Here is a 12007-nt window from a genome sequence, read left to right on the forward strand (position 1 = left end):
AATAGTCCTTGATCCTGTAGTCGCTACAGGATGCATGGTTTAGCCCATCATGATCAAGCAAGCTGATCACATCGCCGATAATCGGCGGCAAACCCTCATGGCGACCGGCGGCCTTGTTGGGGCCCTCGCGGCTTCGTCGTGTTGCATCTTGCCCCTCGCCCTGTTCGGTCTTGGGGTCAGCGGAGCATGGATCGGGAACTTCACTCGGCTTGCCCCCTACCAGCCGTACTTCCTCACCGCGACGCTCGCGTTCCTCGGGTACGGCTATTGGCTGGTCTACCGATCCTCAACGCGCGCCTGCGCCGATGGCGAGGCCTGCGCGTGCCCGTTGCCAAATCGTCTCGTCAAAGCGGGCCTCATCCTCGCAACCATTCTCGTCGTCGCCGCGCTGGCCCTCGACTTCATCGCACCGCTCGTTCTCAACTCGTAACTGGAGATTCCCAATGAACAAGATCCTCGCGCTCGCGGCCTGTGCCGCCACCATCATCGCCTCGCCAGCAGCGATGGCCGCCGACAAGACGATCACCTTGGCCGTGAACAATATGGATTGCGCGGCCTGCCCCTCCATCGTCAAAGGTAGCCTGAAAGCCGTGCCCGGCGTTGCCAAGGTTGCTGTGTCTTTCAAGGACAGGACGGCAACGGTCATCTATGACGACGCCAAGGCCAATGTGGACCAACTGACATGGGCGACCACGAAGGCGGGTTATCCGTCCGCGCCCCGGAGCTGATCCGATGCTGCTTCAATCGACCATCACCTGTCCGCAATGCGCCGCCGCGAAATCGGAGACCATGCCGACCGATGCCTGCCAGTTCTTCTATGAATGCACCGGCTGCGGCACAAAGCTAAAGCCGAAGTCGGGCGATTGCTGCGTGTTCTGCTCCTACGGCTCGGTGCCGTGTCCGCCGATCCAGGCGGTACGCTCCGGTGAACCGGATGCGGCCTCCTGCTGTGCGTAACAGGCGATGACCAACGCGCCGACCCAAACCACTCGCGACTGGCTCGGCAGCGTGCACACCAGCTTGCTGGCGTGGTGGATGCCCAAGATTACGGTGACACGATTACGGCGTCAGTGCTGGACTGCACCGCAATTCCGGCTTGAGGATATCCGCTCACTGCGCACGTACGCCCACGCCGGCGTCTCACAGCCAGCGCCGCACCCGCCCGACATAGTCATCATAGGCCGTGCCGAACTGGCGGCGCATCTTGGCCTCCTCGAACGGGATGTGGACCCAATTGACGGTCGCGAAGACGGCAACGGGCGCCATGAACATCGGCCAGGCGCCGATCCATATTGCAATGCCGAGAGCGAGAGTGACGAGGCCCAAATACATCGGGTTGCGGGTGAACCGGTAGGGACCACGCGTGACGAGTTTGCGGTTGGTCGGCGACACCGGATTGATTTCGGTATCCTCGCTCCGGAACAGGAGGAAAGCCAGGACGGGCGGGATGAACGCAAGTCCGACCAACACTAGTCCCAGCGCCGGCAACGGCAGGCCGGGAATTGCCGGCCAGTGCAGTAACCAGCTCAGCGCGACGCAGAGCAGGATAAAGATCAACGTCCAAACTGGCGGAGCGAGCTTGAGCATGATTGAGCCACCTGAACCGGACGGTCCGACAATATCTCATTCACCACAAGGGCTATCACGGTGCTCCGTAATTCCAATCACTCCAACGTCACGGCTCTGCCAGAAGCGAACTTCCGAGATCACTCAACGCTGGTGCGTTCCGGTTGGAGGCTTACGGGAGTATGTCTTTGGGTCAACCAGCGCGGCGAAACCAGCGGCAAGAGAAACGACCGCGACAAACAGGGCGGTCATGGGGTCAATAAACAAATACAGAACCGCCGCGATTGACGTCAGCAGCAGAGCGGGGCCGATCAGTACGGGGTGCGATCTAAACCAGTCCAGCACCTTGAACATGAGCGTATTGCCTCGCTGATGGGCCACGACAATACCAGATTTGCCGTTCTTCTCACTACCAAGAACGTTCAAAATTGCTTCAATCGCTCACTTGGCCTCACGGGGCCGCGGTTTCCGTTTCGGGTCATTCGCGTCGGTTTGGCCGGACCATGGCGGCTTCGGGTCTATCCGGGTGAACGGACATTCTCGGAGCTGATGGGCACATCTCAAACGGGCCAGAAGCAGTCGTTGGAGGTCGTCAACCAGAAGCGACATCATCATCGGTCGAAACCCGTGTCACCTCATTGCGCAGAAACCTAACTCGCTCATTGTATTCGCCAGCGGTTGCATTGAGTGGGAGCCCTCTCCAGCGCAAGAGGCCGACCGAGATGAATATCCCGACATAGGTGGCACCCAGCACCACAGAGCAAACATAGCAAAAGGGTTTCCAGAGCAGGGTCGGACCGAAGCTCAGCGGATATATCCAAACCAAATTGAGAAGATACGGCAAGCGATCCATTGAGCGCCCCATTTTGTCGGTTGCTCGGCAGATATGACACAACCTTGAGCCAGCTATCTATCCGCAAGCGCGTGACGCTCACCCTCAGCGCGTAGGATGGGTGGAGCGCAGCGATACCCATCGTCTCTCACCATTTTCACGGTCATGCGCTGAAGAAGAAGCTGCCACCCGGGACAAAGGTTACGAGGATAACCAGTCATGATGAGATGACGACAGAAGACAGCAATGGGTTTCGCAAGGGCTCAACCCACCCTACGAGCTTCGGGTCTATCCGGGTGAACGGACATTCTCGGAGCTGGTGGGCACGTCTCAAACGGGCCACAAGCCGACCTTATCCGCCTGCCTCGTTTCATAATGGAGCGCCAAAGCCTATCTTGCGGCAAGCCATCCACAAGCGGTGCAGATCATCGTCCGATGGAGCATCCGAATGGTCCATGCCGGTTTCAATGCACGCATTCTTCAGTTCTCTGTATTGCGGCGATCCGTAGAAATAGAGACCTACAAGCAGTGCGAGCGCCAAGCCTATACCCATCATCGCGCGCTGCATCAGCGTTCGCCGTCGGTCATGAGTTAGGCCATTTGTTGACGTGACGTGCAAGTAGAACCACTGCGCACATCGCCGCTATAGAAATCGCGAAAGACAGGGGCACTATTGGAAACGCTCGCGACGAGCTTCCGCTCACAAACAGGTACTGCAGCGTGATTGCTGTCAGCTTCCAAACAAAAAACCAAAGGATCCCAATGCCCGCAGCAGCGATCAACGTATAACCAGCGCCACCCGGCCTCGGGGAGGTCGAGCTTGCTTCGACCGGAGCTATTGCTTGCTCGCTTGTTGAGCTGTCGGCAGCAATGGGCGCTCGTAGCAGCAAGAATGCCAATGCCGCGAAGAGGGCGATGATCCCGACCGCAAGGGTTAGAAGCGCCAAACCCATTTACCGACCTTCCTCGCGACCTCACACGCGGCTTACATCATCGTTTGGTTGCGTGTACGCTGCATGTCAAACGATCGCGCCGCAGATGCTCAATTTTAGATAAACATCGGCTTGACCGCTTCGGATTAGTTGCAGACCGGGGAAGAGGGATTGAGTTACCGGGCCTCGGCGATCTTCGGTCCAGATGACAGCATCTGCGCGTTCGTTGCCGCGGGCCGGTTCGATGGCGATGCCGGGTCTGGCGATCGGAGCGCGGCGTCGGGCGGCGCTTCCTGGGATGGTCGACGGGCAGCATTTGCCGGAAGCACGATCACCTTCGCTCCGACTTTCACCCGCTCGTAAAGATCCGCGACGTCCTCGTTGGTCAGCCGGATACAGCCGGACGAAACCCGCTTCCCGATCGTGTCGGGCTTGTTGGTGCCGTGAATTCTATACTCGGTCTCGCCCAGATACATCGCCCGGGCGCCGAGCGGGTTGCCGGGACCGCCTGCCATAAATCGCGGCAGATAAGGCTGACGCACAACCATCTCTGCAGGCGGACGCCAATCCGGCCATTCCGTCTTACGCGCCACGGTCTGCTCACCGGACCATGCGAAACCTTCGCGGCCAACACCGATGCCGTAGCGCATCGCTTGTGCGTCGTTCAGGACGAAATAAAGGAATGTGTTCTTGGTATCGATGATCACGGTGCCCGGCGTCTGGTGGCTGGCGTAGTCAACCACCTGCCGAACAAAGGCTCCGGGACCATCGGCGGCCTTTGGTGGTTCGACCGGAGGCGCCGGAGCAGGAATCGGAGCCGGAGCCGGCGCTGATGCATGAACCGGCGTTGACACGTAAACCGGAGTTGACGACGCCAGGGCCTGGTGCGCGGACGGTTTTCGTATCGGTGGCACGCTCGCCGGGCGAGACAGCAAGCTGTACCCCAATGCGGCGGCGGCCACGGCGCCGATTGCAACTCGGCCGACCATTGGGAGTGCAAGTGTCTCTGCCTTTCCACGTTTGGCCCGCCTGCTCATATCTTTCCCCCCAGATCACTGCCTGGAAGACGTACCCAGCAAATTTTAACAAACCTCGAAGCGATTCCGCTCAGACTGGAACCGTTAAGCGCCGTTAACGGCAACTCTTGTCCGATCGAACACGACTTGACGGTCCCGCTCCATAGCGAGGGAGCGAGGTGGACGACGCGCTTCTGACGGACTGCAAGATGCGCGTGCGGATGTCCGGTGGGGCGGTCCGAACAATCTGAAGACGCCCTCATAGGAAAGAAGCTGCCGAGCGCGACTCGGCAGCCTCCTTTTTCTTGTCAGATCACGCGGCGAGGATGTCAGCGACCGGTGGGATCGTTGCTCCTGCCGGGACGAAGCGTCTGGGGCCCGCCCTGGCCGCTGTTGGTGCCTCCATCGGATCCGGCCCCGGCACTGCCAGCGCCGCCGCCCATGCCGGTTGTGCCGCTGCCCGATCCGTTACCGGCCGCGGACCCGGCCCCTCCCACGCCAGCGGCGCCTGTTCCAGCGGCCGCACCTGCACCGGCTCCTCCGGCGCCCGCACCCGCTCCTCCACCTGCACTGCCGCCGCCCGCCTGGGCGTGGGCGAAGCCGATCGACGCACCGGCGAGCAACGCGCACATGGCCATTGAGAAAATCGTCTTTCGCATTCTTCAACTCCGTTTGACGTTGTGGCCGTCAACCGAAGCTACATGCGGACGTTCCTAAAGGCTGATGATAAGCTTTCGCAATTCGTCAGGAACGATGTCGTGTAACGCCGGATTGATCCTTGCGGCTGGGGCGACAATTCGTTAGCCACATTCAGCCACCGGCGATCGCCGTTCGGCTGACTGATGGAGTATCTCATGCGGATCGCCGCGCTGGTTGTCTTCATGGTCGCGGGGCTTGCTCCCGCAGCGCACGCAGAGCGTGACTATCCCTGGTGCGTCTTTGGCGGCGAGCTCGGCGCTCCCGGCGAGTGCATGTATGTGACGCGAGAACAGTGCCTGGCCTCGGCGTCCGGGCGGTGGAACACCTATTGCGATGTCAACCCACGCGTGCGGTTCAAGCTGCAGCAGCCGGCTCCGCCCCGGACGCCCCGGACGCGCTGATCACGGCAACGCTGATCGGAGTGCTCGGCTCCGGCTCCCCTAATGTCCGCTTCTCTGCCCGCAACCGCGTACGCGCGGACGTCAATCCAACGGTACGTCCAGACTGGTCCCTTCGGTCATGATGCCGGGGATGTGAGCAGTCGTGAAGCCGTTATCCCTTGGGGCTCAGCGGCCGAGCGTTACGTACGGAGCGAGGGGCAGCTGGAGAAAAGCGATGCGTTCCATTTTGGCCTTGAGCCTCTTGAGCGCCCTGTGCGGCGTTGCGAACGCGGCGCCGGTACATCACGCCCACCGGCACGCTGTCGTTCACTCCCAACAGGGCATGTTCGCACCAGATCCCGCTTCGAGCTTTGCCTACGCGCCACCGCCGCCGCCGGCCCAATTCCGGTCCATCCCCTCCTGTGACAAGCCTGAACCGTATTACGGCGCTTGTCAGGGTTATGCGCCTGGCGAAAAGGAGCGATTTCTGGCCACCGTGCACAGCCCGTAATGCTTGGGGCGAGCGACGTCGTCTGACTTCGACCATCAATCCAACGGCACGTTCAGACTGGCACCCTTGGTGATGATGCCGCCACGGTTGCCGATCTCGATCGAACCATAGCGCTGCTTGAAGCAATCGGGCAGCGGCCGGTCCCCTTCCATGCTGAGCCAGAGGCGCAGCAGATGACGCTTCTGGCTTGTATCGGGCCAATCACGAAATCCGGTCCGGTCATGCAGCAAGGCATGATTGTAGACGAACTGCATGTCACCCGGCTGAAGCCGCATGCCAAAATGCAGCGTGGTATCATTCGCGAGCGCGTCGAACAGATCGAGCGCCTCGACGTGAGCCGGTGTCAGTCTCGGCGCATCGGCAAAGCGCTGCGCACTGTCGATATACTGGCGCTGATAGAACCCGGTCAGGAATCCCGCGTGCCAATTCAGCACCGGGATCTCGAGATACGGCTTTTCGTTCTCGGGCACCTCGCCGCGCCGGTCGGTCGCGATGGGATCAAACAGGAGCGCGGCAAGGTCGGGACGCCTCTCGAGCATCTCGTTGTAGATGGTCGACGTGCTGACGAGGAGAGAATCGCCTCCCTCCATGGCTTCGCGAATGCATAACAGCCCCACCACGTCGGAGGAATCCGTGTGGAACGTTTGCCGTTCCGACGTCTGATAAATCCGGGTGTTCGGATCCCTGGCATCGGCGCCGGTGTCACGGACGTGACCGAGAATGTGACCCGCCGCATTCTGGGACCGCGCCGACCCCAGATGCGCGCCGACCCCGCAGAATATCGTGGCGGCAAACTCCTGGCTGTAGTTTGCCACCGGGAGGCCGCGGATGACCTCGAAGCCGAGGCCGGCCAGGAGCCTTGTCTTGAGCCCTTCCAGATGCGCGCCGAAGTGAGGAAGCGGAAAGCTGTCCTTCGTGATCTCGGCGATTTTCTTGCTCCTGCCGAGATAGGATTCAGCCGCGTTCTCAAGCTCCGTGATCTCGCTGGCCGCAAGCGATATCAGCCATCGATCAGGATTGGCCTTCATCTCGGCGCCTCGCCAGGCCGACGGGATATCGATTTTCCCTGGAGGGCGATTGATCCTGTCGGGCGCTGAGACCGCATTCATCGTGGTGGCTCCTGAGATTGATCGCCAGGTAAGACGTCGGAACTTCAATTTCGCAGCTCAATCCTTCAACCGCACCATACACCCGAGCAAGGGGCGGCCCGCTCACCGAGAGGGGATTGCACTATTTCACAAGGTGTTGCCTGAAGTGCACAGGTATCGTCCCGTGCTTGTGGTTAGATAAGCCCACGGGGTAACGGGAGATGGTCCGTGCAGACGTGGGTTCCTGCTGCTATCGCCACGATTTTGATCGCTGGTTCGGCCAACGCGGCCGATCTCGCGCCTGTGTACAAGGCGCCTGCGGGAGCGGCACCGGTCGCCTACAGCTGGTCCGGGTTCTACCTGGGCGGGAACGTGGGCGTCATATGGAGCGACCGGCGGGCGGACCCCGTGTCATTCACGACCACCGGCGTTGACTTTTCCGGGCGCCAGGCCGTTGGCCAATTTCCGAGCTTCGACGTCGGCAATACCGCTTTCACCGGCGGGGGTCAGGTTGGATACAATTTCCAATTCGGGTCAAATTGGGTCGCAGGTATTGAAGCCGACATCAACTACAGCGGCCTGAAGAAGACCGACACGCGCGTGTTCCCGGCGACCCCTTTCATCGGCGGCGGCATCATCGACGCCAATACCGAATCCGCGACACAAAAGCTGGGCTGGCTCGGGACCGTACGCGGTCGCCTCGGGTTCACAACCCTGAACAACAGGCTGCTTGCGTTCGTGACCGGCGGCCTGGCCTATGGCAAGGTCGATGACAGCATCTATACCATTGGCGTGCCAGACGGCGCTGGCCCGTTTTTGATCAGCGCCAGCTCGGCGGCGGTTCGCGTCGGGTGGACGGCGGGCGGCGGCCTGGAATACGCATTTGCCAACAACTGGAGGGCCAAGTTCGAATACCTCTACTACGATCTTGGCACGCAAAACCTCACCCTGGATTACGCCCCGGTTCCGGGCGATGCCGGCAATACGATCACGTACCGATTTCGTAATAACGGCAATCTGGTGCGCGTCGGCCTGAACTACAACTTCTAGAGATGAACGGGACGTCGTCGCCGCTGCACGAACGCCAATCGGGCCGGCCATCTACGTGACCAGCTGCCTCGCCGCCGCCGAGATCATCACCAGCCCGCCGGTGATCACGGCGACATCGAGGATCGCGGTGTGGATGTGCACCGGCATCCGCTCCACGAAGGCCTTTGCCATGAACGCGCCGGGGATGGCGATGCCGCCGATCAGGAGCGCGAAGGCGAGCACCTGCGCGGTGACGGCGCCGGCGAGGCCGAACACCGAGATCTTGATCAGACCGGTGCCGAGCGAGATCATCGCATCGGTCGCGATCACGGCGGCGCCTTCGAGACCCGCGGCCATCAAGAGCGAGAGCAGGATCACGCCCGAGCCTGACGTGCCGCCGACCAGCACGCCGTAGCCGACGGAGCCTGCGGCGAGACCGGTGTCGCCGATCTTGACCTCGCGGCGGCGCAGCACACGGCGCAGCGGCACGCTCAGGATCAGCATGGTGCCGATCACGAGTGCAGCTCCGGCATTGGTGAGGCGTGTATAGCCGTAGGCGCCGAGCGCGGTGGTCAGCGCCGCGCAGGCCAGCACGATCAGCGCACGGCGGCGATCGGCATAGCGGAGATAGGCGACCGCACGGCTGGAATTGGTGAAGAGTGCGGAGATCGCGATGATCGGCACCACCGGCTCGGCACCGACCAGCGGCACCAGCACCAGCGGCATCAACGCGCCGGTGCCGTACCCGGCGAGACCACCGATGATCGAGGCAAACAACGCCATCAACGCGACCAGCAGAAGCTGAAACATCGAGATGTCGGCGAAGCCTGAGACGATGGTCACGTTCTCTCATCGCGGCTGATGCGTGCCGCAGCTTGATCGGCGATGGAAGCGAGTGCGGTTTCCTCTAGTGGAAAATCCGCCGCAAGCCAAGCGTCCTCGGCCAATGTCAACACATGTCCGAGCGCTGGTCCTTCCGCCATGCCGCGCGCGATGAAGTCGGCGGCTTTCAGCGGGAATTTCGGCGCAGTCCAGCGCTGCGGCAACTCCGCGAGCGCGCGCCAATGCGGCGACGTCACGTCGCCGCCGGCCCTCGCCCAGCCCAGCAAGACACGGTCGTGATAACGCTCGGGCCCCAGCCGGTAGAGGAGCCGCCGCGCATTGGCCTCGTTCTTGGTGGCGAAGCGCCACCAGCGATGGCCCATCGAATCCAGCGCCTTGGCCTCGGCATTGGAGAGCCTCAAGCGCATGGCGACACGCTTGGCGTCTTCGGTCACGGCCACCGTCAGCGCGGCGAGACGGCGCGTTACGCTTGGCGGCAAGCGCAGCTCTTGCTCGATCGCGATCATCGCCGTCAGTGGCCCGGCATAGGCGACACCACCGGTCAGCGTTTGCAGCAATCCGGCATCGGCCATCGCCAGCGTGGCTGCGGATGCGCCGCCCGCCACCAGCAATTTCAGCATCTCCATGCGCACGCGCTCGGCCGACAGGGCCGCAAGGCCAGCGCGCCCGCGGATGCAGGCGAGATAGCCGTCGCGGTCGGGCTCGCCGGCGCCGAACGCGGCATGGATGCGGAAGAAGCGCAGGATGCGCAAGTAATCCTCGGCGATGCGCTGGTCGGCGTCGCCGATGAAGCGCACGCGCCGCGCTCTCGCATCCGCGATGCCGCCGACATAGTCGTAGACGACGCCGTTGGCGTCGACCGACAGGCCGTTCATGGTGAAGTCGCGCCGCTCGGCGTCCTTCACCCAGTCGCGGCCGAAGGCGACCCTGGCCTTGCGGCCGAACGTTTCGGTATCCTCGCGCAGCGTCGTGACTTCGTAAGGCACGCTATCGATGACGAGCGTGACGGTGCCGTGGTCGATGCCGGTCGGCACGCACTTGATGCCGGCAGCCTTCGCGCGCCGGACCACCTCGTCGGGGCGCGCCGTGGTCGCGATATCCGTATCGCCCGGCGGCAGGCCGAGCAGCGCGTTGCGGACGGTACCGCCGACCACGCGCGCCTCCTCGCCATCGGCGTTAAGCAGTTGCAGGACGCGCGCGGTCCCGCCCGCGGTCAGCCAGGGCGCACCGGCAAGGACCGGCTCAAGGATCGGCTCCGCGCTCATTGTCCGGCCCTTATCTTTCCATTCAGCTGTCCCTGCCCGGCACGAGCTTGCCATGCTCGATGTGGGCGGGAATGTAGGTCGAGTTCGGTGCGGCGCCGGAGAAATGCGCCAGCCCGATCAACCCGGCGATGACAAGCACCAGCGCCACCAGGATGAGGCGCGCGACGACGGTGATCGGCCACGACGATTGCACGAACAGGCCGGATCGCGTGGCGGCCAGGAACAGCGCATAGACGGCAAAGGGGATGAGGAAGATTCCGATCTCGGTCAGAACCGGCCGGATCATGACGAATAGATCCGCTCATACAGCACACGCAGCATTCCGGCCGTCGCACCCCAGATGTAGCGCTCTGCAAACGGCATCGCATAGTAAAACCGCTCCATGCCGCGGAATTCCTTGCTGTGCACCTGGTGGTTCACCGGATTCATCAGGAAGGATAGCGGCACTTCGAATGCGTCATCAACCTCGGAATGGTTGATCGTGAGCTGAAATCCCGGCCGCACCCTGGCGACCGTCGGCAGGATGCGGAAGCCGAACGCGGTGCCATAGAGATCGAGATAGCCGATCGGCTCGACGAAATCTCTGGACAGCCCGACCTCCTCCTCGGCCTCGCGCAGCGCGGCGTCGAGCGGCGAGGAATCGGTCGCGTCGATCTTGCCACCGGGAAAGGCGATCTGGCCGGCGTGATCGTTGAGGTTCGTCGAGCGCTGCGTCAGCAGGATGGTCGGCTCGGGATGGTCAACCACCGCGATCAGGACGGCTGCGGGGCGCACCGGCTGCTCGCGCGCGACGATCTCGAGCATCTTGTCGGTGCCGGGATCGCCGGAGGCCGGAATGATGTTCGGGTCAAACAGGCCGGGCGGAACGTCGAAGCCGAGCTTCGCCCTGGAGCGGGCGAAGAAATCCGCGGCGCCGAAAGCAACGGGCTCGCTCTTCTCGCTTCTGGAGATAGGCTTGTTCAAAGTGCGGCCCTCACCTGCTCCGCGTCGGCCATGGCGAAGAACTCGCCGGCCGACTCGACGCCGAACATCGGCTGGCCATCGACCATCCGCTCCTCGCCCATGTCAACCAGATCGTAATAGAGCGCGCGGGTGACCTTGGCCCAGAGATCGGCGCGGACATGCAAGTATGGCGTCAACCCGCCGTCCCTGGCCTGCTCGAAGCGCAGCCGGTGCGCGGCATCGCAGGTGACCCAGTCGTCGACATTGGTGCGGAAGCTCAGCACGCGATGGTTGTCCTCGCCGCTCTTTTGCATCTCGACCGCCATGAACGGCGCGTCGTCGACGCGGATGCCGACCTTCTCCACAGGCGTGACGAGGAAATGCTTGTCGTCCTCGCGCTTGAGAATGGTCGAGAACAGGCGCACCAGCGCATGACGCCCGATTGGCGTGCCCATGTAGAACCAAGTACCATCGGACGCGATTCGGATGTCGAGATCGCCACAAAACGGCGGATTCCACAAATGCACCGGAGGCAGGCCCTTTTTGGCGCCTTCGGCACTGGCAGCAGTTTTGGCGGCGGCAGTCAGCCCCTCAAGACCGCGATCGGCGCTCTGCCCTTGGTTCGCCATGGTTTGCCCTGACTTTGTCATTTCGCACGTATGTCGTTTGGCACGATTGGTGCACGTCTGATTTGTAAGTCTACGTTGCAGATCAGTGCGCGGTTCCACCCCGCATTAGTCCGGTGTGGAGGTCGCCACTTCGTGATGCCCTACATAACCCTAAGCCGATAAGGTGGGGATAGGTTAATTCAACGAATACATGGCCTTCCTGCAAGTCTAGCATGGGGCCCATGTGATCACGTGACGAGATCACGTGACGGCAGATGATCTGACGACGCAAGATT

15 protein-coding genes are annotated in these 12007 nt (G+C 62.2%); 5 read left to right on the forward strand and 10 right to left on the reverse strand.

Features of this window, described 5'->3' with window-relative positions:
- Nucleotides 1-49 precede the first annotated feature (49 nt).
- The 3 genes from ABID58_RS18215 to ABID58_RS18225 are packed head-to-tail and all read left to right on the forward strand — an operon-like array spanning nucleotide 50 to nucleotide 957.
- Nucleotides 50-430, forward strand: a complete 381-nt coding sequence (locus tag ABID58_RS18215) for a mercuric transporter MerT family protein (RefSeq protein WP_354033677.1) — start codon at nucleotides 50-52, stop codon at nucleotides 428-430.
- 13 nt (nucleotides 431-443) lie between these two features.
- Nucleotides 444-728 (forward strand): mercury resistance system periplasmic binding protein MerP, encoded by a 285-nt coding sequence (merP, locus tag ABID58_RS18220; protein ID WP_354033678.1) that lies wholly within the window; start codon nucleotides 444-446, stop codon nucleotides 726-728.
- A 4-nt stretch (nucleotides 729-732) separates the two neighbouring features.
- Nucleotides 733-957 carry a GDCCVxC domain-containing (seleno)protein gene (locus ABID58_RS18225; protein WP_354033679.1) on the forward strand — a complete coding sequence of 75 codons (225 nt, stop codon included), beginning with the start codon at nucleotides 733-735 and terminating at the stop codon, nucleotides 955-957.
- 183 nt (nucleotides 958-1140) lie between these two features.
- On the opposite strand, the gene ABID58_RS18230 is transcribed toward ABID58_RS18225, so the two are convergent.
- The 4 genes from ABID58_RS18230 to ABID58_RS18245 all read right to left on the reverse strand — a co-directional run bounded on the left by ABID58_RS18230 (nucleotide 1141) and on the right by ABID58_RS18245 (nucleotide 4367).
- On the reverse strand, nucleotides 1141-1587 hold the full coding sequence (locus ABID58_RS18230) for a methyltransferase family protein (protein WP_354033680.1): 447 nt from the start codon (nucleotides 1585-1587) through the stop codon (nucleotides 1141-1143).
- A 123-nt stretch (nucleotides 1588-1710) separates the two neighbouring features.
- Nucleotides 1711-1992, reverse strand: a complete 282-nt coding sequence (locus tag ABID58_RS18235; protein ID WP_148750131.1) for a hypothetical protein — start codon at nucleotides 1990-1992, stop codon at nucleotides 1711-1713.
- 776 nt (nucleotides 1993-2768) lie between these two features.
- A complete protein-coding gene (locus ABID58_RS18240) occupies nucleotides 2769-2966 on the reverse strand; it encodes a hypothetical protein (RefSeq protein WP_354033682.1) in 198 nt (65 codons plus the stop codon).
- Nucleotides 2967-3506: 540 nt separating this feature from the next.
- Nucleotides 3507-4367, reverse strand: coding sequence for a L,D-transpeptidase (locus ABID58_RS18245; RefSeq protein ID WP_354033683.1), 861 nt, complete (start codon nucleotides 4365-4367; stop codon nucleotides 3507-3509).
- Between the two features lie 833 nt (nucleotides 4368-5200).
- On the opposite strand from ABID58_RS18245, the gene ABID58_RS18250 reads away from it, so the two are divergent.
- A complete protein-coding gene (locus ABID58_RS18250; protein WP_354033684.1) occupies nucleotides 5201-5446 on the forward strand; it encodes a DUF3551 domain-containing protein in 246 nt (81 codons plus the stop codon).
- Between the two features lie 525 nt (nucleotides 5447-5971).
- On the opposite strand, the gene ABID58_RS18255 is transcribed toward ABID58_RS18250, so the two are convergent.
- On the reverse strand, nucleotides 5972-7045 hold the full coding sequence (locus tag ABID58_RS18255) for a TauD/TfdA family dioxygenase (protein ID WP_354033686.1): 1074 nt from the start codon (nucleotides 7043-7045) through the stop codon (nucleotides 5972-5974).
- A gap of 207 nt (nucleotides 7046-7252) precedes the next feature.
- Between ABID58_RS18255 and ABID58_RS18260 the strand changes: the two genes are divergently transcribed.
- Nucleotides 7253-8074: an outer membrane protein gene (locus tag ABID58_RS18260; protein WP_354033688.1), complete on the forward strand. Its 822-nt coding sequence runs from the start codon at nucleotides 7253-7255 to the stop codon at nucleotides 8072-8074.
- Between the two features lie 51 nt (nucleotides 8075-8125).
- On the opposite strand, the gene ABID58_RS18265 is transcribed toward ABID58_RS18260, so the two are convergent.
- Genes ABID58_RS18265 through ABID58_RS18285 form a run of 5 tightly spaced genes read right to left on the reverse strand, consistent with a single transcriptional unit; the run spans nucleotide 8126 to nucleotide 11732 of the window.
- Nucleotides 8126-8896 carry a sulfite exporter TauE/SafE family protein gene (locus ABID58_RS18265; protein WP_148755632.1) on the reverse strand — a complete coding sequence of 257 codons (771 nt, stop codon included), beginning with the start codon at nucleotides 8894-8896 and terminating at the stop codon, nucleotides 8126-8128.
- On the reverse strand, nucleotides 8893-10161 hold the full coding sequence (locus tag ABID58_RS18270) for a CCA tRNA nucleotidyltransferase (protein ID WP_354033690.1): 1269 nt from the start codon (nucleotides 10159-10161) through the stop codon (nucleotides 8893-8895). Before ABID58_RS18270 ends, ABID58_RS18265 begins: the two co-directional genes overlap by 4 nt.
- Nucleotides 10162-10183: 22 nt before the next feature.
- Complete coding sequence (locus tag ABID58_RS18275; protein WP_148755630.1) at nucleotides 10184-10447, reverse strand: DUF6111 family protein; 264 nt, start codon at nucleotides 10445-10447, stop codon at nucleotides 10184-10186.
- Complete coding sequence (locus ABID58_RS18280; RefSeq protein ID WP_148755629.1) at nucleotides 10444-11124, reverse strand: CoA pyrophosphatase; 681 nt, start codon at nucleotides 11122-11124, stop codon at nucleotides 10444-10446. Before ABID58_RS18280 ends, ABID58_RS18275 begins: the two co-directional genes overlap by 4 nt.
- Nucleotides 11121-11732 (reverse strand): DUF1285 domain-containing protein, encoded by a 612-nt coding sequence (locus tag ABID58_RS18285; RefSeq protein ID WP_354033691.1) that lies wholly within the window; start codon nucleotides 11730-11732, stop codon nucleotides 11121-11123. The genes ABID58_RS18280 and ABID58_RS18285 overlap by 4 nt, the downstream gene beginning before the upstream one ends.
- Between the last annotated feature and the right edge of the window lie 275 nt (nucleotides 11733-12007).

Origin of the sequence: Bradyrhizobium sp. S3.2.6 (assembly GCF_040546885.1) — a bacterium.
In the GTDB taxonomy this organism is placed as follows: domain Bacteria; phylum Pseudomonadota; class Alphaproteobacteria; order Rhizobiales; family Xanthobacteraceae; genus Bradyrhizobium; species Bradyrhizobium cytisi.